The sequence below is a fragment of the Obesumbacterium proteus genome (assembly GCF_001586165.1).
Lineage (GTDB): Bacteria > Pseudomonadota > Gammaproteobacteria > Enterobacterales > Enterobacteriaceae > Hafnia > Hafnia protea.
The window spans coordinates 1,216,880-1,237,420 of the sequence record NZ_CP014608.1; the positions used below are offsets into that span (position 1 = coordinate 1,216,880).

At 50.9% G+C, this 20,541-nt stretch carries 15 protein-coding genes; 7 read left to right on the forward strand and 8 right to left on the reverse strand.

Going from position 1 to position 20,541, the window contains the following annotated elements; all coding sequences use genetic code 11:
- Positions 1-108: 108 nt before the first annotated feature.
- Together glpQ and glpT are read right to left on the reverse strand one after the other, a co-directional pair.
- Entirely contained in the window at positions 109-1,161 is a 1,053-nt protein-coding gene (gene glpQ / locus DSM2777_RS05795; protein WP_418009387.1) for a glycerophosphodiester phosphodiesterase, read from the reverse strand.
- A 183-nt stretch (positions 1,162-1,344) separates the two neighbouring features.
- On the reverse strand, positions 1,345-2,700 hold the full coding sequence (glpT, locus tag DSM2777_RS05800; RefSeq protein ID WP_061553396.1) for a glycerol-3-phosphate transporter: 1,356 nt from the start codon (positions 2,698-2,700) through the stop codon (positions 1,345-1,347).
- Between the two features lie 452 nt (positions 2,701-3,152).
- Between glpT and glpA the strand changes: the two genes are divergently transcribed.
- The 6 genes from glpA (at position 3,153) to DSM2777_RS05830 (ending at position 11,893) form a co-directional block, all read left to right on the forward strand.
- Positions 3,153-4,808 (forward strand): anaerobic glycerol-3-phosphate dehydrogenase subunit A, encoded by a 1,656-nt coding sequence (gene glpA / locus DSM2777_RS05805; RefSeq protein WP_025798402.1) that lies wholly within the window; start codon positions 3,153-3,155, stop codon positions 4,806-4,808.
- Positions 4,798-6,069, forward strand: a complete 1,272-nt coding sequence (gene glpB / locus DSM2777_RS05810) for a glycerol-3-phosphate dehydrogenase subunit GlpB (protein ID WP_061553397.1) — start codon at positions 4,798-4,800, stop codon at positions 6,067-6,069. The genes glpA and glpB overlap by 11 nt, the downstream gene beginning before the upstream one ends.
- Positions 6,066-7,265 carry an anaerobic glycerol-3-phosphate dehydrogenase subunit GlpC gene (glpC, locus tag DSM2777_RS05815; protein ID WP_061553398.1) on the forward strand — a complete coding sequence of 400 codons (1,200 nt, stop codon included), beginning with the start codon at positions 6,066-6,068 and terminating at the stop codon, positions 7,263-7,265. The genes glpB and glpC overlap by 4 nt, the downstream gene beginning before the upstream one ends.
- Positions 7,266-8,121: 856 nt before the next feature.
- The gene (treB, locus tag DSM2777_RS05820) at positions 8,122-9,537 is read left to right on the forward strand and encodes a PTS trehalose transporter subunit IIBC (protein ID WP_043489028.1); all 1,416 of its coding nucleotides are present in this window, start codon (positions 8,122-8,124) and stop codon (positions 9,535-9,537) included.
- 55 nt (positions 9,538-9,592) lie between these two features.
- Positions 9,593-11,248: an alpha,alpha-phosphotrehalase gene (treC, locus tag DSM2777_RS05825; protein WP_061553399.1), complete on the forward strand. Its 1,656-nt coding sequence runs from the start codon at positions 9,593-9,595 to the stop codon at positions 11,246-11,248.
- Positions 11,249-11,425: 177 nt separating this feature from the next.
- A complete protein-coding gene (locus tag DSM2777_RS05830) occupies positions 11,426-11,893 on the forward strand; it encodes a NanQ anomerase/TabA/YiaL family protein (protein ID WP_040046132.1) in 468 nt (155 codons plus the stop codon).
- A gap of 69 nt (positions 11,894-11,962) precedes the next feature.
- On the opposite strand, the gene allS is transcribed toward DSM2777_RS05830, so the two are convergent.
- The 5 genes from allS to DSM2777_RS05855 all read right to left on the reverse strand — a co-directional run bounded on the left by allS (position 11,963) and on the right by DSM2777_RS05855 (position 17,973).
- Positions 11,963-12,892 carry an HTH-type transcriptional activator AllS gene (gene allS / locus DSM2777_RS05835; protein ID WP_061553400.1) on the reverse strand — a complete coding sequence of 310 codons (930 nt, stop codon included), beginning with the start codon at positions 12,890-12,892 and terminating at the stop codon, positions 11,963-11,965.
- Positions 12,885-13,718: an oxamate carbamoyltransferase subunit AllH family protein gene (locus tag DSM2777_RS05840; protein WP_061553401.1), complete on the reverse strand. Its 834-nt coding sequence runs from the start codon at positions 13,716-13,718 to the stop codon at positions 12,885-12,887. The genes allS and DSM2777_RS05840 overlap by 8 nt, the downstream gene beginning before the upstream one ends.
- A 75-nt stretch (positions 13,719-13,793) precedes the next feature.
- Complete coding sequence (locus DSM2777_RS05845) at positions 13,794-15,056, reverse strand: YlbE family protein (RefSeq protein WP_061553402.1); 1,263 nt, start codon at positions 15,054-15,056, stop codon at positions 13,794-13,796.
- A gap of 10 nt (positions 15,057-15,066) precedes the next feature.
- Positions 15,067-16,734 carry an acyl-CoA synthetase FdrA gene (fdrA, locus tag DSM2777_RS05850; protein WP_061553403.1) on the reverse strand — a complete coding sequence of 556 codons (1,668 nt, stop codon included), beginning with the start codon at positions 16,732-16,734 and terminating at the stop codon, positions 15,067-15,069.
- Positions 16,735-16,749: 15 nt separating this feature from the next.
- Positions 16,750-17,973 (reverse strand): MFS transporter, encoded by a 1,224-nt coding sequence (locus tag DSM2777_RS05855; RefSeq protein ID WP_046458799.1) that lies wholly within the window; start codon positions 17,971-17,973, stop codon positions 16,750-16,752.
- A gap of 433 nt (positions 17,974-18,406) precedes the next feature.
- Here DSM2777_RS05855 and DSM2777_RS05860 point away from each other — a divergent pair, with 433 nt between their 5' ends.
- Positions 18,407-19,330, forward strand: coding sequence for a carbamate kinase (locus DSM2777_RS05860; RefSeq protein WP_061553404.1), 924 nt, complete (start codon positions 18,407-18,409; stop codon positions 19,328-19,330).
- Positions 19,331-19,379: 49 nt separating this feature from the next.
- Here the strand turns inward: DSM2777_RS05860 and argF are convergent, their stop codons facing one another.
- On the reverse strand, positions 19,380-20,396 hold the full coding sequence (gene argF / locus DSM2777_RS05865) for an ornithine carbamoyltransferase (protein ID WP_174521848.1): 1,017 nt from the start codon (positions 20,394-20,396) through the stop codon (positions 19,380-19,382).
- Between the last annotated feature and the right edge of the window lie 145 nt (positions 20,397-20,541).

Sequence of the window (20,541 nt, forward strand, 5' to 3'; positions counted from 1 at the left end):
CGGTTTTTTTATCGCCTTTCAAGCTTAGTGTAGATTCTCAGGATTGATAGTGATGAAGGGGAAATGGTGTTTGCACAGAGGGCAGACGCCCTCTGTGAAGGGTAAATATTATTTATGTTGTCCCTGTTTCTCTAAGAACTGAACGCCCTTGTCTGGGAAGTCAGTGAATACGCCGTCAACGCCCGCTTTGTTGTAGATCAGATCGTAAAGCTGATCGCCGTTGCTGACGTAATTCGGCAAGGCGTCAACGCGAATGGTGTAGGGATGGACCACCATTTTCGCTGCGTGAGCATCGGTTACCATCGCGGTGAGTTTTGGATTAGCTTGGGTGGCATCTTTGCTCACCAGCATGTGGTAATCCGGTCCAATGCCGTCGGCATATTGTGCAATCTGCTTCATCGCACCCGGTTTAAACATCCAGTCGTAGTCGTAGTTCACCCACGTGCCGTCTGGTTTTTTCTCATAGGTTTCATTCCAGTCGGTATAAGCAATCAGCTGAACCAGTTTGAGATCCATGCCCATCTTAGGTTCTAACTCGGTTTTGATACGCTTAAGCTCGTTTGGATCGAAACATTGCAGATAAACATTGTCGTTCTTGCCGGTGTAGCCGTATTGCTTCAGCACCTGTAGCACTTTGGTTGAAATATCTTTGCCTTCTTGCTGGTGGAACCACGGTGCTTTTATTTCAGGGTAAATCCCGATGTTTTTACCTGTTGAATGATTCAGCCCTTGGACAAACTCGATCTCTTCTTCAAAGGTGTGGATACGGAAATCAGACTTGCCCATCGGGAAACGGCCCGGATAGCTTTGCACGCGCTTGCCGTCTTTGATGTCAAAACCTTCGGTGAATTTCAGCGATTTGATTTCATCAAGGGTGAAGTCAATTGCGTAGTAGCGTCCATCTTTACGTGCGCGATCGGGGAAGCGGTCGGCAACATCGGTCACGCGATCCAGATAATGGTCATGCAGAACGACTAATTTGTCGTCCTTGGTCATCACCAAATCCTGCTCGAGAAAATCAGCACCTTGAGCATAAGCCATGGCCTTAGAAGGCAGGGAATGTTCCGGCAGATAGCCGCTTGCGCCGCGGTGTGCAATAACCACTTTATCGGCGGCCTGTGCGCTCATCGCCAGCGTGCCGCTCAATAGTAATCCTGCCATGATGGTATTGAGTCGTAGGGTCATAGAGGTTTTCCTTATTTTTAGAGGTCTATACCCGTCATACTTCAAGCTGCTGATGCGTTGGCTGCGTTCAAGCAACTCGAATTATTTCGGGTCTATTGGGGTAAAAAAAAGGCCGTGACGCAGGAAGCAACGACACGGCCTAGTGAAACGTTTTAAAGATTAGTTCCCGCGGTTTGCCGCGATTTCTGCGTGATGTTTTTTCTCGTTGATCATCACGACTAACAGCAGGATAACGGCGAGGATGCTACCGCCAATCATCACCATAAAGCCGCCGTCCCAGCCGAAGAAGTCAACGGTGTAACCCACGATGGCGCTGGCTGCTACCGAGCCACCTAGGTAACCGAACAGACCGGTAAAGCCCGCTGCGGTACCCGCCGCTTTTTTCGGTGCCAGCTCTAGTGCGTGCAGACCGATAAGCATCACTGGGCCGTAAATCAGGAAGCCGATGATAATCATACAAGCCATATCAACGCCTGGGTTGCCCGCTGGGTTCATCCAGTAAACGATGGTGGCGATGGTGACCAGCACCATGAAGAACACGCCGGTGGCGCCACGGTTACCGCGGAACACTTTATCCGACATCCAACCGCACAGCAGGGTGCCTGGGATACCCGCATATTCATACAGGAAGTAAGCCCAAGAGGATTTATCCAGCGCGAAGTGTTTCACTTCTTTCAGATAGGTTGGTGACCAATCCAGAATGCCGTAGCGCAGCAGATAAACGAACACGTTAGCGATAGCGATGTACCACAGCAGTTTGTTCGGCAGTACGTACTGCATGAAGATTTGCTTAGCGGTCAGCTCTTCTTCAGCTTTTTCAGTGTAATCATCTGGGTAGTCGTTTTTGTACTCTTCAATCGGTGGCAAACCACAAGACTGCGGAGTATCGCGCATCAGGCCAAAGGCAATCAGAGCAACAACAATGGCTGCGATGGCTGGCATATACAGCGCTGCGTGCCAGTCGTTAAACCACGCCATCCCCAACAGGAACAGAAGTGGAGGCAAGCCGCCGCCGACGTTATGCGCGCAGTTCCACACGGAAACGATGCTGCCACGCTCTTTCTGCGACCACCAGTGCACCATGGTACGGCCACATGGAGGCCATCCCATCCCTTGGAACCATCCGCAGAGGAACAGCAGAACGAACATGACCGCAATGCTGGAGGTTGCCCATGGCACAAAGCCCATGAAGAGCATCACCGCGGCGGCCAGAATCAGACCGGCAGGCAAGAACACGCGTGGGTTCGAGCGGTCGGAGACGGAACCCATAATGAATTTCGAGAAACCGTAAGCGATTGAAATCCCAGAAAGGGCAAAGCCCAGATCGCCACGAGAGAAACCTTGTTCGATAAGGTAAGGCATCGCCAGCGTAAAGTTTTTACGTACCAGATAGTAGGCGGCGTATCCGAAGAAGATCCCCATGAAGATCTGCCAACGTAAACGACGATAGGTCGGATCGACCTGTGCGTCAGGCAAGCGCTTGGTGTGCGCTGCGGGTTTAAAAATACTTAACATGTAGATATGCCTCCGATGGCTTTCTCTTCTTTATATGTATCCTGAACCGATTCCCCAGTGAGCTCGGTAAAGGTTTGCTGTGTGCTAATAAGTGGGTAAATAGAACAGCAATGGTGACTTTATTTCGCTATTTTCCGTTCAGTGGTGGTCATTCCATTTTCTTTTTCGAGCGTAGAGTATTCAAACGCGCATATCGTTACTGTGAGAGATCGCGCAAATTGTTACAGTTTTATGAATGCGATGCTGATTTTGAGCGGTTAGTTAATTTTTTGAAACCAAAAATCACATGTATCTAGTGATAATGATCACAAAAATGGTGAAATACGCGCTAATAACTTTCGTTTTGTGCGCGTATTTGCTCCTTATCAAACAATTTCTGTGTGGGTTATGTCTTAATAAGCACAATTACTTATCAGTACATTCATTGTTGTGAATAAGGTCGGGAGCCACACATGCTACAAAGCCCAGCGACACAAGAGACTGATGTCATCATCATCGGGGGCGGTGCTACCGGTGCAGGGATTGCTCGTGACTGCGCACGCCGCGGCCTACGCTGTATTTTATTAGAGCGTCACGATATTGCGACGGGCGCAACAGGGCGCAATCACGGCCTTTTACACAGCGGTGCGCGTTATGCGGTAACCGATGGTGAATCAGCACGTGAATGTATTGAAGAAAACAAAATTCTTAAGCGCATTGCTCGTCACTGCGTTGAACGCTCAGATGGCCTGTTTATCACGCTTCCTGAAGATGATTTGGGTTTCCAATCTGGCTTTATCGAGGCCTGCCAAAAAGCGGGTATTGATGCGCAGGCCATTGATCCTAAAGAGGCGCTACGCCTTGAGCCTGCGGCTAACCCCGCTCTGATTGGTGCAGTACGCGTGCCTGATGGCACCGTTGATCCATTCCGCCTCACCGCAGCCAATATGCTGGATGCGCGTGAGCATGGTGCGCAGGTGCTGACCTATCACGAAGTGAGCGGATTATTACGCCACGGCGATCGTATTACCGGCGTGCGCGTTATCGACCATAAATCGCGTGAAAGCTATGAAATTCATGCGCAAATCGTGGTGAATGCTGCGGGGATTTGGGGTCAGCATATCGCTGAGTATGCCGATTTGCGGGTACGCATGTTCCCAGCTAAAGGCGCATTGTTGATCCTTGGGCATCGCATCAACAATATGGTGATCAACCGCTGCCGTAAGCCTGCCGATGCCGATATTTTGGTGCCGGGCGATACCATTTCTCTTATTGGTACCACCTCAACGCACATCGATTACGATCAGATCGACAACATGATCGTGACGCCGGAAGAAGTCGATATCTTGATCCGCGAGGGTGAAAAGCTTTCGCCTAAACTGGCGAGAACGCGCATTTTGCGCGCCTATGCGGGCGTGCGTCCGTTGGTTGCCAGCGACGACGATCCAAGCGGACGTAACGTGAGCCGCGGCATTGTGCTGCTCGATCATGCGGTTCGTGATGGTCTGGAAGGCTTTATCACGATCACCGGCGGCAAGCTGATGACCTATCGCCTGATGGCGGAATGGGCCACGGATAAAGTCTGCGAGAAACTCGGTATTACAACCGCGTGTACCACGGCGACTGAAGCACTGCCGGGATCACAACATTCAGCCGAAGAGACGCTGCGCAAGGTGATCTCGTTACCTGCCACGATCCGAGGTTCGGCAGTGTATCGTCATGGCGATCGCGCCGATCGTATGTTGGCGGGCGATCGTCTGAGCAACAGTTTGGTGTGTGAATGTGAAGCCGTAACCGCCGGGGAAGTGCGCTATGCGGTTGATTCTCTGACGGTGAATAATCTGGTGGATTTGCGCCGCCGTACCCGTGTGGGTATGGGCACCTGTCAGGGCGAGCTTTGCGCCTGCCGCGCCGCGGGTCTGCTTAATCGTTTTAAAGTTACCACGCCGAAGCAATCTATCGATCAGCTCTCTCATTTCTTGAATGAACGCTGGAAAGGTGTGCGCCCAATAGCTTGGGGCGATGCGCTGCGCGAAAGCGAATTTACGGCTTGGGTTTACCAAGGTTTATGCGGCATGGAAGCACCTGCGCAGAATCAGGGCGCTCAGGAGAATGACAATGAAATTTGACACGGTAATGATTGGCGGCGGTTTGGCCGGGCTATTGTGCGGTATTCGATTAGCTGAGGCTGGGCAGAAATGCGCCATTGTGAGCTCGGGTCAAAGCGCGCTGCATTTTTCTTCTGGCTCGCTGGATCTGTTATGTCATCTGCCTGACGGCAGCGCCGTAGAGCAACCGCTGGCCGCGTTGGAATCTTTGGCGAATCAGGCTCCGCAGCATCCTTATAGCTTAATGGGGCATGATGCGGTGGTACGTTATGCCGCGGAATCTGAACGTTTACTGGAACGCAGCGGATTGGCGTTAGTGGGAAGCTGCCAACAAAACCATTTACGCGTCACGCCGTTGGGAACGCGCAGAGCAACGTGGCTGAGCCCAAACGAAGTGCCGGTGAGCGCACTGGATCAGCCGCTGCAGTGGGAACGCGTGCTGGTTGCCGGTATTGAAGGATTCCTCGATTTCCAGCCGCACCTCGTGGCGAATTCGTTGGCCGAGCAGGGCATAGAAACCAAAATTGCGGAGCTTACGCTGCCCGCGTTAGATCGTTTACGCAATAATCCAAGTGAATTCCGCGCGGTGAATATTGCACGCGTGTTGGATTTACCTGATAACCAACAGTTGCTGATTGACGAACTTAACCGTCTTGCCCAGCAGGTGGATGCCATCATCATGCCTGCCTGTGTTGGCATGGAACAAGCTGATGCATTAGAGCATTTACGCTCGCGGGTGAGAGTGCCGTTATTGCTGTTGCCAACGCTGCCGCCATCGGTGCTGGGAATGCGTTTGCATCATCTGCTTCGCCGCCGTTTTCAGGCGCTGGGCGGCGTGATTATGCCCGGTGATGCGGTGTTAAGAGCCGATCTGGAAGAGGGCTCCGAGGCGAGAATTTATACGCGTAACCACACCGACATTCCTTTGCGGGCGAAAAATGTGGTTCTGGCGAGCGGTAGTTTCTTCAGTAATGGGCTTAAGGCTGATTTCAACGGCGTGACTGAACCCGTGTTTGGCTTAGACGTTATCAGTGAAAACGAGCGGGCTAACTGGAGCACTGAAAATATGTTCACGCCTCAGCCGTATTTGCAGTTCGGTGTGAGCACCGATGAGCAGCTGCGCCCAACGATAGGTGGCAAAGTCGTGAGTAATCTACGCGTCATTGGTGCCGTTCTGGGGGGATACGATCCTATTCAGCAAGGCTGCGGTGCCGGTGTATCAATGCTAACAGCGCTGCATGCGGCGGAACAAATTTTGGCAAAAGCGGAGGGCGCGCTATGAACCTGCTCGCAGATAACAGCTTCGAAAACTGCATTAAATGTACGGTGTGCACCACCTATTGTCCGGTCGCGAAGGTTAACCCGAATTATCCGGGGCCAAAACAGGCCGGGCCAGACGGTGAACGTCTGCGTTTGAAAGATCCTCTGCTTTATGATGATGCGTTGAAATACTGTACTAACTGTAAACGCTGTGAGGTTGCTTGCCCATCAGACGTAAAAATTGGCGATATTATTCAACGTGCTAAGGCGAATTATAGCCAGCATAAACCGACGCTGCGTGACGCAATTCTCAGCCATACCGATCTGATGGGGACGCTATCAACGCCGTTCGCGCCGATTGTGAATATGACTACCGGTCTGAAACCAGTGCGCAAGCTGTTGGATAAAGCGCTGAAGATCGACCATCGCCGTGAGTTGCCAAAATATTCGCTGGGGACATTCCGTCATTGGTACAAAAAACAGGCCGCAGAACAGGCTAAGTTCGCCGAACAGGTCGCTTTCTTCCACGGTTGTTTCGTTAACTATAACCATCCGCAGCTCGGCAAAGATTTGGTGAGCGTGTTTAACGCGATGGGTATTGGCGTGCAGTTGTTGAAGCGCGAAAAATGCTGCGGCGTACCGCTGATTGCGAATGGGTTTATCGAACAGGCGAAAAAGCAGGCTCGCGTTAACGCAGAGTCTTTGACCGACGCCGTGATTGGTAAAGGCATTCCGGTTGTTGCGACGTCTTCAACCTGTGCATTTACCATCCGTGATGAATATCCGCACGTACTGGATGTGGATACCACGCAGGTGCGTGAAGACGTTGAGCTGGCAACGCGCTATCTCTATCGCTTATTAGACGGTGGGCGTGAGCTAAAACTGAAATCGACGCCGATGAAGATCGCTTATCACACGCCGTGTCATATGGAAAAAATGGGCTGGACACCGTATACGCTGGCGCTGCTGCAAATGATCCCCGGCGTGGAGCTGACGGTTCTGGATTCCCAATGTTGTGGTATTGCGGGAACTTATGGCTTCAAGAAAGAGAACTACGAGACATCACAGGGAATTGGCGCAGGGTTATTCCGCCAGATCGAAGAGAGCGGGGTGGATCTGGTGGTGACGGATTGCGAAACCTGTAAGTGGCAGATTGAGATGTCGACGAGTAAGAAATGCGAGCATCCGATTTCGTTGCTGGCACGGGCATTGGGGTAAGGTTTTGTTTGCTGATGCTGCTTATGTGCTTGTGGTGTAAGGTTTCGTTCGCCTATCAATAACGGTTTTCACATGTAACGCCAATCGAAGGCGTCCGATGAGAGCCCCGTTGCGCGGGGGCTCTCAACTCACGCGCTTTTATCCGAGACGCCATCTCCGCGCCGGGTCGGCATGCGCCATCCCTGGCGCCTCCTCCCCTAGTGGAAACATCCTGTTTCCACTGCTCTCACTACCTAAAATTAAACAAGAAACCAGATAGAGTTTTGTCTTTTGTCTTTTGTCTTTTGTCTTTTGTCTTTTGTCTTTTGGTGTTTTCCTGCACATTGTTCTTCAGCTGAATGGAGGAATGTAGGCTAGGATTTGCCGACTGGACGTCGGCAAAAGAACGACGGAGGCATGGATGCCGATTGTCGTTCGTTCCGTTAAAGCCGGAATGACGCAATGAAGGAACCCGCGTAGCGGGCTGGAGAACGGTGCCAAGCCCGGATGCAAGGCGGCGGCGATTGAGCCGCCTTGCTCGGACGCCAGCACTATGCTTATGTGAAACTCGGTATATTCGGCGTACGAAACCCTCCACTGATCTAACATATGCAGTACAGGCGTACGAAACCTTTCACCGCTTCAACCTTTACCACCCCAATATAGAACAAAAATCCGCAATTTCTTGCCCTCTATTCTCCTCCCCCTCCCTCATCCCCCACCACAATTCTTGTGATCAACACCTAGTTTCGGGAACGTTCCCGTTCCATAAAACAATCATAGTGACTACGCTTTATGCAACTCAGTTTTTATGGATCGAATGTATGGCGCCGATCCACGTTACTCTGAAATCAGAACGACTCTACAGGTACTCAATATGAGCAAGGTAAAACAAGATCAGGTTGATCGGCTGATCGCACTGGTGGGCGGGCGTGAAAATATTGCTACCGTCAGTCATTGCCTTACCCGACTGCGGTTTGTACTGAACGATCCGGCGCTGGCTGCGCCTAAAAAGATTGAAGAATTGCCGATGGTGAAGGGCTGCTTCACCAATGCTGGGCAATTTCAGGTCGTCATTGGCACGGACGTGGGTGATTGGTATCAGGCGTTGATTAGCACGGCACACGTCGATGCCAGTAACAAAGAGCAGGCCAAGAAAGCCGCTCGCCAGAATATGAGCTGGTGGGAAATTGCGATTTCGCATTTTGCCGAGATCTTCTTCCCGTTGCTGCCCGCGTTAATCAGCGGCGGTTTGATCCTCGGTTTCCGTAATGTGATCGGCGACATTCCGTTGGTGGATGGACAGCCATTGACGGCATTACATCCGGCGTGGAAAACGGTTTATGACTTCCTGTGGCTGCTGGGCGAAGCAATATTCTTCTACCTGCCGGTGGGAATTTGCTGGTCAACGGTGAAGAAGATGGGCGGCACGCCGATCCTCGGTATCGTGCTGGGGATTACGTTGGTTTCTCCACAGCTGATGAATTCGTACATGCTGGGCCAGCAGTTACCTGAAGTATGGAATTTTGGCTGGTTTACGATTGAAAAAGTCGGCTACCAAGCACAGGTGATTCCATCCGTGATGGCGGGTTTGGCCTTGGGTTGGATTGAGACTCGCTTAAAACGCCTGATCCCCGATTATCTGTATCTGGTCGTCGTGCCGGTGACGTCGCTGCTTCTGGCTGTGTTCCTCGCGCATACCCTGATTGGCCCGTTTGGTCGCATGATTGGCGACGGCGTTGCATGGGCAGTGAAAGCGGTGATGACCGGCAGTTTTGCTCCGATTGGTGCGGCGCTGTTTGGCTTCCTGTATGCACCGTTGGTGGTTACCGGCGTGCATCAGACAACGCTGGCGATCGATATGCAGATGGTGCAAAGCATGGGCGGAACGCCGGTATGGCCGATTATCGCGCTGTCGAATATTGCTCAAGCCTCTGCCGTGTTGGCGATTATTTTCATTAGCCGCAAAGCTAACGAACGTGAAATTTCGGTGCCAGCGGCGATTTCTGCCTACCTCGGCGTTACCGAGCCTGCGATGTACGGTATCAACCTTAAATACCGTTTCCCGATGCTGTGCGCCATGATTGGCGGTGCCTGTGCGGGATTGATTTGCGGCTTGTTTGGCGTGATGGCTAACGGCATCGGCGTGGGTGGATTACCGGGGATTCTTTCTATCCAACCGAAATTCTGGGGAATTTATGCCGTGGCGATGGTGGTTGCGATTGTGGTGCCTCTTGCCCTGACTATCTTGATTTATAAGCGCAAACAGAAACGCGGCGAGTTGCCGGTATAACGAATGAATACGGCTGCGAGTCTCGTGGCCGTAGAGTGGAAATAGGAATATGACGATGAGCGAAACAGTGCCGTGGTGGCAAAACGGTGTGATTTATCAAATCTACCCGAAAAGTTTTCAAGACAGTACCGGCAGCGGCACAGGCGATCTCAACGGGATTATTCAGCGTCTGGATTATCTGCAAAACCTTGGCGTGAGCGCACTGTGGCTGACGCCAGTTTATCCATCCCCGCAGATTGATAATGGCTATGACGTTGCTGATTACTGCGCGATCAATCCTGATTACGGAACGATGGCGGATTTTGAGCGCTTGGTTGATGAAGCTCATCAGCGTGGAATGCGTATCGTGATGGATATGGTATTTAACCATACGTCGACTCAGCATCCATGGTTTGTTGCGGCGCAGGACTCTAGCCACGAAAAGCATAATTTTTATATCTGGCGGGACGGCGAAGCGCAGGCATTGCCGAATAACTGGCGCTCGAAGTTTGGTGGCAACGCGTGGCAATGGTCTGAAAGCGCAGAGAAATATTATCTGCATTTGTTTGCACCGCAGCAGGCGGATCTCAACTGGGAGCATCCAGCGGTGCGTGAAGCACTGAAAGCCGTGTGTCATTTCTGGGCGGACAAAAGCGTTGATGGTTTGCGTTTAGACGTGATCAATCTGGTGTCTAAGCAGCAGGATTTTCCAGACGATCTACAGGGTGACGGGCGTCGTTTTTATACAGATGGCCCACGCATTCATGAGTTTCTCGGTGAGTTTGGCCGTGATGTGTTTAAGCCTCGGGGCTTAATGACGGTTGGCGAAATGTCGTCAACGCAGCTTGAACATTGTCAGCGCTATGCGGCGCTAAACGGCAGCGAGCTTTCGATGACGTTTAATTTTCATCATTTGAAGGTGGATTATCCCGGTGGTGAAAAATGGACGCTGGCGAAGCCGGACTACGTTGAGTTGAAGAAGATTTTTGCCTATTGGCAGCAGGGAATGCATAACCGAGCGTGGAACGCGCTGTTTTGGTGTAACCACGATCAGCCGCGCATTGTGTCGCGTTTTGGTGACGAAGGTGAATGGCGGAGCCTGTCGGCAAAAATGCTGGCGATGGTGTTGCATGGCATGCAAGGCACGCCGTATATCTATCAGGGCGAAGAGCTGGGTATGACTAATCCGGGTTTTACCGATATCGAGCAGTATCGCGATGTTGAAAGCCTGAATATGTTCCGAGAGCTCAGCGAGCAGGGGCGAGACAGCGCAGAGCTGTTAGCGATTCTGGCGACTAAATCACGCGATAACAGCCGCACCCCAATGCAGTGGAATGCGAGTCCAAATGCGGGCTTTACGCAGGGAACGCCGTGGATAGAACCCGCGGGTAATTATACCGAGATTAACGCTCAGGCGGCGGTAGCCGATGAAACGTCGGTTTATTACTGCTATCAAGCGCTGATTAAGCTGCGCAAGCAATTGCCGTTGCTGACCCATGGCGATTATGAAGATCTGCTGCCGAACCATCCGGCGCAGTGGTGTTACTGTCGTAGTTATCAGGGGAAAAGCCTATATGTATTGGCCAACCTGAGCGCGCAAACGCAGACGCTGGAGATTAACCGCGAGTTGCCGAAACAGGGGCATGTGCTGATGAGCAATTATCCTCAGCAAGGCGAAATTCCTCAGTCACTGCGGCCATATGAAAGTATTTATTGGCTTGTAGACGCATAACTGTCTGACGTGAATCCCCCTAAAGTCGAGCTTAAGTTAACGGCGTTACTTGAGTTGGGGGATTTTTGTTGGCGGCAATCCTCACTAAATTGTGGTTGGCACCTCGTTTCAGATATTCCTGTTTCTTTATAATAAAACGATGTTTCAAAATAATATCAGCGAAATGTCGAGGAATGTATGATCACCGGAAATGTTAATCATCTAGAACTGTTGCCGTATTTACCTGCTCAGCTAAAGCAGGCGATTCAATATGTGATGGCAAATTTCAATGCGGATTCTGCGTTAGGCAAGTTTGATATTGATGGCGAAAATCAGTTCGTGATGATTTTTAACGATTCAACTTCTCCAGCGGAGGAGCGTCGTCAGGAATTGCACGGCAAATATTTGGATATCCAAATTGTTTTAGCCGGGCAGGAAAAAATGGTCTTTAGCAATCTAGCCGCGCCGCAAGGCAGCGCTGAATGGCTTGAAGGTAAGGACATTGCCTTTCTACCTCTGACGCAGCAGGGCTTAGAAGAGAAAAGCTTTATCATGAACGCAGGTGATTTCGTGGTGTTCTATCCCGGTGAATTGCATAAGCCTATGTGCGCCGTGGGTGAGAATGCACCGGTTAAAAAAGCGGTCGTGAAGATTTTAGTGAAGTGATTTGATGTAAATAGCTCGGTGATTCATCGCAGCCTGCGCGACTGCGATGATGACGTCTTGCAGATAACCTCATCGCAGCGTGTATTTGTCGATATTGGTTAGAAAACCACGAATCCGCTCATCCCCATGCTTAAACAGTGAAACAATTTCCTGCACCGCTTTGCCATTGCGGTCTTTGCTCCATGCAAGCGACAAAGGTGATGGCTGGCGTTTGTTGTCGACTTCCCGCGTGAGCAACTGGCCGCGATCGATAAAAGGCTGGCAAATATTCTTAGGTAAAAAACCCACGCCGAGCCCGTCAAGATGGCACTCGAGCTTGGTCTGCATATCTGGCACTTTAATTTCTTTTTGACCTGGCAAAAGCCAAGCCACGCGTTTGGTTAAATTCCGCGACGTGTCTTCGATATTGATGGCTGGATAGCCGCGTAATAGCGTGTTGGTTAAAGGCGTTGTGCTGGCGGCTAAGGGATGATTGGGCGCAAGCACAAACACCCAGCTCACTTCACCAAAGGGAAGGGTGCGTATTGAGTTGGAAAGTGACTCGGAGCCGGTAACGCCAATGGCGAGTTGGAAGTCATCGTAAAGCATTGCATCCCAGACGCCCATGTAGACCTGACGTGAAAGCTGAAACTGGGTGAAAGGAAAACGGTGGTTTAACCATGTCAGCAGTTTTGCCGCCGATGCCGCGTTATAAAGCAGGTTATTGACCACAATATTAACCTGCCGTTCTACGCCGTCGTTGACCTGACTGAGCTCATCGGGCATGGCGTCGATCCAGCTTAGCCATTGATGGCAGCGCTCCAGCAAATGAACGCCAGCGGGCGTGAGGCTGACGGTGCGCGTGGTGCGCAGGAACAGCTGTGTTCCCAAGCTTTCTTCCAGCGTTTTAATACGATAGCTGATGGCCGCGGGCGTTTTATGTAGGTATTCCGCCGCCTTAGAGAAGCTGCGTGTTTCAGCGACCCGAATAAACGTGCGGAGCGTCTCTTGATCAAACATCGTATTCAACCCTCCGTTGATGAGCGTATTGCCAGCGCAGAGTGAGATCCATTCCCAACAAAGTGTCCGCCCCCGAAGTATGTCCATGATGCAGGACGCTTTCAAGCGAGCTTTCTGTAGCCTGTGAGCCACGTGCAAGTCGGCGTAACAGGGTATGTATTATGGTGCTGAAATAACCGCGTTTTGCATAATAAAGATAGCTTGCGCTGACGCTGGTGGTTAACGCTATCAGTAGGTTGTCGCTGGGCAGAAGCGAAGGACGCAGCGCCGTCTGTGATGTGGCGTGAAGAATGGCTATCATGCCAACCAACATGTCATCGCCGCTGGGGGTTAAACCGGGGCCTAAACCAATAATAGAACGCCAGTCTGGGGCGAAGCCCTGCGCCCAGCGAGAAAGCTGCTGGGTGAAAATAGCGGTGTAAGGTGACGACGAATGATGAGCTTGATTAAGCGGCCCACACAGTCCGGTGATAGCGCTATGGCGCGAAAGGTATTTTTCAAAGCGCTGTGGCGCAATGGAAAGCTTATCGGACATGCGTAAATACAGCGTTCGCCGTGGTTTGAGCAACTGAATATGCGGGGTAAATAGCCCACCGTTAATCGCCGTCAAACGGGTGCCAGGAGCTAAACAATGGCTGAGTTGGTCAAAGTCAGCGCGGCGTATTAACCATCCCATCGGGCTAATTCCGTGCCCATAACGATGCAAGGTTAATAGCTGATTGGATGCATTACGCAGATTAATGGCGTGATTAAACCGATTTTCGCATACCCAGACGCCATGTATTGGCGGCAGGCAGTCACTGGCGGCTAAAGGAGAGCAAATCATTATCCGTTCTCCTAGGGTTTGAAGGGGAGAAAGCGCCTACGGTGAGGCAGGCGCTTGGTGTGTTATGTATAGACGTTATGCGTGAATATTCATCGCTTCAGCCAGCGCTTCTAGCGCTTGTTCAAAGCAAGGCAGCGGTGCTCGCACGGTGCCTGCGCCGACTTGACCAATACCCGCTTCGCGGTGGGCAATACCGGTATTGATAAGTGGTGTGATCCCCGTTTCGACGACGCGACGTATATCCAAACCTAAACAGGCGCCTTGGAAATTCCATGATGGGATCTGCAGCAGCGGATTGTGTTGCAGATAGATTTCGCTCATCTCTTCCGAAGTTTCTTGAGCTGCATCCATGCCACCGGCACCGACAAAACGGGTTACGCCAGGTGCCGCAATCATCGCCGCACCGCCAATGCCGAAGGTTTCCGTAATGGCGCTATCACCGATGTCAGGATTCGCATCATCTTGGCTAAAGCCGGTAAAGAACAGCCCTTGCGGCGTATTCACCGGAGCTGTAAACCAGCGATCGCCCAGCCCGCTGACGCGAATGCCGAAGTCTCGGCCATTACGTGTCATGGCTGTCACAATGGAACCGGCTTTAATCTCTGCGGCGGCATCCATTACCGCTTTGCAATAGGCCATCGCGAGGTTCAGGAAGAACTGATCGGTCACGCTGAGGAACTGTAATACTTCGCCCAGGCGTGCTTTATCGTCATTCTGTAGCGCAATTTTTGGTGCCAGTGTGCGCATCAGCAGCGCTGAGGCGGCAATATTACGCTGGTGGAATTCATCCCCCATGGTGATGGCCTGAGCCATCAGTGCGCTAAGATCGATGCCGTTTTCCGTTTCGCTGAGTGCTTGTTGCAATACCGGTGCTAAGGTGTCGCGCATCCAGCACAGGCGGCGCTGGACGTCTTCACCGTAGGCACCGAAACGCATAACTTTGCCAATACCTTCGTTCAAATTGCAGTAGGCGCTGTTGCCGTGGACGTGGTTTTTAACTTCAAGCACCGGCATATTGGCCGAAGTGATCCCGCCCATAGGGCCAACGGCGTTAACGTGATGGCAAGGAATAAAGGTGATCTCACCCGTTTCCAACAGCGCATGCGCCTGTTGTTCATTCTGAGCCCAACCTTCATAGAGACACGCGCCGAGACATGCTCCACGCATTGGTCCCGTCATATCCTGCCATTTAATCGGTGGGCCAGCATGCAGCAAGGTTTTTCCTTCACGTAAAGCAGGGATAACCTCTTTAGCCAAATGAACGCCGGTCCAGAATGGGCGGGCTTCTTTAATGCGTGCAACGATCGCCTCATTGGCGTGCGCAATAGATGAGTACATAGCAGACCTCTTAATTTAATTGTTTTAGCAAACTGGCTAAATGAGCATTGCCGCCCGCGATGGGGGCCCATTGGTAATGCACGACAGGGCAACCGGTGCTTTGCAAGTCTTGAGCAAAACTGCGCAGGCCAGCGTTGATGACTTTGACGCCATCAAGCAGTGGATTACGGGGGTAGTGAGGCGTTTCTGGCGCACGAACGATCAGGTGGTGTGCCAGTAACACCGCTTCTTGCAGCGTATTCATAACGACGATGTCGCCGTTAATCAGCGTGTCGATCTGCTCAGCACGTGGCTGAGGATCTTGCTGTGTACCGGTTACGGTTGCGATGACCACCAGTGGATTCTCGGCGCCACGTGCCGCGCGAACTTTATTGACCGCCTCTAACACCGCGGTGGCAGGATCGGCACATGCGCCATAGCCCAACACCACATCGACCAGCAGCACGCCAATTTCTGGCTGGTGGGCAATTTTTTGGATCTCAAGCGAACGGCTGGTAGGGTCAATCATTGGATGTGGGCGGCCAACGGTGTACGCATCGTCACCCAGATCGATAAGGGTATGTCCTTGAGCGTGCAGCATAATGCCGCGATCGTGTTTGCTATCGGTTTTGGCATTTATCTGCTCAGCCAATAACATTGCGGCTTCAGCAGCCAGCGTACCGCCGGCATACAGACCTAGAATTTTCTTGCCGATGACGCTCGGCTGGGCGGCGGCAATTTCTTCGACGCTGGCGAGCATCACGGCAAGGTGAGCAGCTTCGGCTAATGAACTGGCTAACCAAACATTACCTTCATGTTTTTGCTCGGGCTTAGTGCCAAGGAAGAGCGCGACAACCGGCTTTGCCACTGCTTGCATGGCGGTTATCACTCGTTTGCGCACGCTTTCTGCCGGAGGTTTAGACACGAAGGCCAGTACTTTGCTTTGTTCATCACCGGCGAGAATTTCTAGGGCGCTTAACGCGCTGATACCGCCAATGTCCTCGCTAAGATCTCGGCCGCCCAGACCCAGTGCATGAGTGACGCCTTGGCCGAGCAGCGCGATTTGCGACGTAAGTTCTTGAATACCCGTGCCTGAGGCACCAATCACCCCGATAGAACCTTTAGGTAGTACGTTGGCGAAGGCTAACGGCGCACCGGCGACCATGGCGGTGCCGCAGTCTGGCCCCATCACCAGCAGCCCTTTTTCCCGTGCGGTTTGTTTCAGCGCGAGTTCTTGTTCAACGGGGACGTTGTCGGAGAACATCATGACGTTTTTGCCGTTCTCCAATCCCTGACGGGCCAGATCGTTGGCATATTCGCCAGCAACGGAAATGAGCAGCAAATTAGCATCGGGCAGCTTTTGCTGTGCGCTGTCCCAGCGGCGAACCTTTTGTAAGTGTTGCCCAGACGCTTGCCCTTGGGCAATGGCGCTTAGTTCGGTTTCTAGCTGACGGCCGATAAGCTGTGCGATATCGGGGATCTCTTCATGAGTCCGGATGGCTACGCAGATATCATTTGGCGTGGCGCTGGTAAAACTTTCATGCCAAAAACCGGTGGTCTCCAGAAGTGATTTGTTGGCTGGAGTACCCATCATGACGGAGACTTCATCCACCTGAGGTGACTCACTGAGCTTGCGTGATATCAGCATCAGGCTTACAGAATCCTGAAAACTGCCTTTTTTTACAGATGCATAAATCATTTTAATTCCCTCGGATTATTTCTTTTCTTTCAGGAACAACATGCCGCACAGGCCAATGACCAAGAGGGCTGCTGATACATAGAAACTGGAGGCCAAACTGCCAGTGAGATCGCGAGCGGCACCGGCGATGATCGGCGCTAAAATAGAGGAACTCATGCCGATGAAGTTGAATAAACCAAAGGCGGTGCTGTAGTTATTTTCGTCCACGCTATCGGCAACCAACGCCACCAGAACGGGATCAAGCGCCAGCTTGCCCACCAGACCATAAATACAGAGCGCTGCAATAACGCCGCCCATGGTTGGCATCCAAACAATTGAGAGCATGCTCAGAATCGCGAGAGGAACCAGAATTAAAATGAGCGGTTTACGCTTGCCTAAACGGTCTGAAATGGTTGAGAACAGCAGGGCGCCGGGAATTGAAATCCATGCGACTAAGGACGAAATAAAGCCGGTTGCGCTGCCTGGGATCCCACGCTCGCTTTGAAGGTAATACGGCAGCCATGTCAGAATGACGAAGAACCCGAACAGACTGCAAAACACCATCAGATAGACCAGCAGCAGATTGCGGTTTTTAAGCAAATCGCTGAATTTACCTTTTTTAACCGCGACGCCATCGGCGGTGACCGCGCTGCGTTTCTTTTCTTTAACGAAGAACCAAATCGCTAAGCCGGTCAGAATGCTAGGCACGGCCATGGCATAAAATGGCATTCTCCAGCTGTGACCCTGATCGTAAACCAACCAGCTTGACGACATCAGCCCGAGAGCAATACCGAATGCCATACCACTGTTAATGATGGCGCTGCCGAGAGAACGATATTTTTTAGGAATTTGTTCCGAAGATAAACCATATTGAGGGCCGTAATAGGTCCCTTCTCCAGCACCGGTGACGACGCGAGAAAATAGTAGTGTTGTCCATGTTTTTGCCCATCCGGTGACGGCGGTAAAAACACCGAATAATAAAAATCCGGGGACTAATACTTTTTTCTTCCCGATTTTGTCCCCTAAAATTCCGGCGGGAACTTGTAATAGCGCATAGGAAAAATAAAAAACTGAATTAAGTACCCCTAATTGTGTTCCATTTAATCCAAATTCTTTTTGTAGTTCTCCCATAACTGGGTTCAATACAGTACGGTCTGCATACATAAATATCCAGCCGAGCCAGAATAAGAATACGGTTACCCACCAAGCGGGTATTCCTGTTTTTTGCGGTGCGCCCGCATGCTCTATCGATTGTGACATAAGATACTCCCCTGAATACCCTATACTTATCGCTTCTGGAGCGTTAGCTGTTCTGCTTATCCCTATCACTGATTTAATCGGTAGTGCTGGGCATGAAGAATGCTACCGTCCCCAATATTGATATTATTGGGCATAGCTATAATAAAAATGGTTCGTGCCAAATCGCTATGTCGGTAAGCTATAATAATCGTAGGGGGATTCTGGTGAGATAAATCACATTTGATCTATTGTAAGGTAAGTTTTCTTATTTGACGGTCTATTAATAAAAAAAATTAAAAAATCCATTATTCAATTTTATTTAATTAAATGGCGCTGTGATATGTCGATTATAAAAAAATAATAGACTGTATTTTAAATGCAGCAATCATCACATTTTATATTTTAAATAAATTTATGTTTACCCCAACAAATTAACGTTTTTATGGGGAATAAAATGAAACCAACCGTCGTTATTGCGCTGGGAGGAAACGCTATTTTACAGCGTGGTGAAATTCTTTCGGCTCAAAATCAGTACAAAAATATTGCTCAGGTGGCAGAGGTGGTTGCGGGGCTGGTCAAAAATTATCGCGTCGTGATTGTGCATGGCAACGGCCCGCAGGTGGGACTGCTGGCGCTGCAAGGTGCGCTAGATCAGCAAACGCCTGCGTATCCGCTGGATATTTTAGTGGCCGAAACGCAGGGAATGTTGGGCTATATGATTGCTCAGTCGTTAGGGCAGAAAGAGAATATTCCTCAAGTGGTTAGCCTGCTGACGCGTATTGAAGTTGAGGCAGACGATCCTGCGTTCCAGCAGCCGAGTAAATTTATTGGTCCTGTGTATCTTCCCGATCAGCGACATGAACCTAAGCTACGTTATGGTTGGACGATGAAAGCGGATGGCCAATATTTTCGTCGCGTGGTGGCTTCGCCTAAGCCAAGAAAAGTGGTTGAGTTGGCCTCGATCAAGTGTCTGCTAGATAGCGATCATATTGTGGTTTGTGCGGGCGGAGGTGGAATGCCGGTTGTCGCAAGCCAGCAGGGATATTGTGGTGTTGAAGCCGTTATTGATAAGGATTTATCCGCCGCGTTGTTAGCCCAAGAGTTACAAGCGGAATACTTGATGATTTTGACCGATGCGGATGCGGTTTATCAGGATTGGGGAACGCCACAGGCGCGGGCATTGCGTCATGTTACCCCTGAGGTGTTACGTCCGTTTGCGGCTCCTGATGGCGCGATGGGGCCGAAGGCGGAAGCGGTGATTGAGTTTGTTGAACAAACGGGCGGAACGGCATTTATTGGTGCCTTAGCCGACGCCGAAGCGATTTTACGCCGAGAGAAAGGTACCTGTGTTACGCCAGAAACGGCGGCCGTTCTATAAAACAAAATCAGCGCGCCGTGAATATTAGGCGCGCTGATTTATTGAGTTATTACAGTTTACCTAACGTCGCTACCATCACGGCTTTAATGGTGTGCAGACGGTTTTCCGCTTCGTCAAACACGATGCTGTGCTCGGATTCAAACACTTCGTCAGTCACTTCCATTCCGCCATGTAAGCCGTATTGTTCTGCCATCTGTTTGCCCACGGCAGTTTGATCGTCATGGAAAGCTGGTAAACAGTGCAGGAATTTCACCTGTGGGTTGCCGGTCAGTTTGATGACGTTCATGTTGATTTGATAAGGCAGTAGCTGGGCAATACGCTCTTTCCACACTTCTTTTGGTTCGCCCATGGAAACCCAAACGTCGGTGTAAAGGAAATCAGCGTCTTTCACGCCTTCCGCCAGATCTTCAGTTAAGACCAGCTTAGCGCCGGTTTTGTCGGCGATCGCCTGACATTGAGCCACCAGTTCGGCCTCGGGCCAGCAGGCTTTGGGCGCAACTAAACGCAGCTCCATCCCCATCAGCGCAGCGCCTTCTAACAATGAATTGCCCATGTTATTACGCGCATCGCCAAGGTATGCCAGCTTCACCTGCGACAGCGGCTTATTTGGCATATGTTCTTGAATGGTCAGTAGATCGGCTAAGATTTGGGTTGGGTGAAACTCATTGGTTAATCCATTCCAAATAGGCACACCGGCATACTGCGCCAAGGTTTCAACTACGTCCTGTCCCCAACCGCGATACTGGATGGCATCGTACATTCTGCCCAGCACGCGGGCGCTGTCTTTGATGGATTCTTTGTGGCCGATTTGGCTGCCGTTTGAGCCTAAATAGGTGACGTTAGCACCTTGGTCGTAAGCGGCAACTTCGAAAGAGCAGCGGGTTCGGGTGGAGTCTTTTTCGAAGATGAGCGCGATATTTTTGCCTTTCAGCGTTTGAGGTTCATTACCTGCTTTCTTAGCCTGCTTAAGTTCAGCGGCTAAAGTGAGTAGATATGCGATATCTGCAGGCGTGAAGTCCAGTAATCTAAGAAAATGATGCTGATATAGCTGACTCATAGTGCTCATCCCCAGTTGTGTTTTTATTGTGCTGCATGAATTAATATTCACATTATGTGTATTAAAATTCAAAATCAACCCCTGAGAGATAAATATTCACGTTTCTTATGGAGGCATGAGCGCGGCTGTGGGAGAATGAAAGTAGCGTGATTGC

Excerpts from the sequence above, each read along its gene's own strand:
- argF (WP_174521848.1), bottom strand. The coding sequence starts at position 20,396 with ATGAGCACTATGAGTCAGCTATATCAGCATCATTTTCTTAGATTACTG.
- treC (WP_061553399.1), top strand. The coding sequence starts at position 9,593 with ATGAGCGAAACAGTGCCGTGGTGGCAAAACGGTGTGATTTATCAAATC.
- glpC (WP_061553398.1), top strand. The coding sequence starts at position 6,066 with ATGAACCTGCTCGCAGATAACAGCTTCGAAAACTGCATTAAATGTACG.
- DSM2777_RS05845 (WP_061553402.1), bottom strand. The coding sequence starts at position 15,056 with ATGTACTCATCTATTGCGCACGCCAATGAGGCGATCGTTGCACGCATT.
- allS (WP_061553400.1), bottom strand. The coding sequence starts at position 12,892 with ATGTTTGATCAAGAGACGCTCCGCACGTTTATTCGGGTCGCTGAAACA.
- DSM2777_RS05830 (WP_040046132.1), top strand. The coding sequence starts at position 11,426 with ATGATCACCGGAAATGTTAATCATCTAGAACTGTTGCCGTATTTACCT.
- glpQ (WP_418009387.1), bottom strand. The coding sequence starts at position 1,161 with ATGGCAGGATTACTATTGAGCGGCACGCTGGCGATGAGCGCACAGGCC.
- DSM2777_RS05855 (WP_046458799.1), bottom strand. The coding sequence starts at position 17,973 with ATGTCACAATCGATAGAGCATGCGGGCGCACCGCAAAAAACAGGAATA.
- glpA (WP_025798402.1), top strand. The coding sequence starts at position 3,153 with ATGCTACAAAGCCCAGCGACACAAGAGACTGATGTCATCATCATCGGG.
- treB (WP_043489028.1), top strand. The coding sequence starts at position 8,122 with ATGAGCAAGGTAAAACAAGATCAGGTTGATCGGCTGATCGCACTGGTG.
- DSM2777_RS05860 (WP_061553404.1), top strand. The coding sequence starts at position 18,407 with ATGAAACCAACCGTCGTTATTGCGCTGGGAGGAAACGCTATTTTACAG.
- DSM2777_RS05840 (WP_061553401.1), bottom strand. The coding sequence starts at position 13,718 with ATGATTTGCTCTCCTTTAGCCGCCAGTGACTGCCTGCCGCCAATACAT.
- glpB (WP_061553397.1), top strand. The coding sequence starts at position 4,798 with ATGAAATTTGACACGGTAATGATTGGCGGCGGTTTGGCCGGGCTATTG.
- glpT (WP_061553396.1), bottom strand. The coding sequence starts at position 2,700 with ATGTTAAGTATTTTTAAACCCGCAGCGCACACCAAGCGCTTGCCTGAC.
- fdrA (WP_061553403.1), bottom strand. The coding sequence starts at position 16,734 with ATGATTTATGCATCTGTAAAAAAAGGCAGTTTTCAGGATTCTGTAAGC.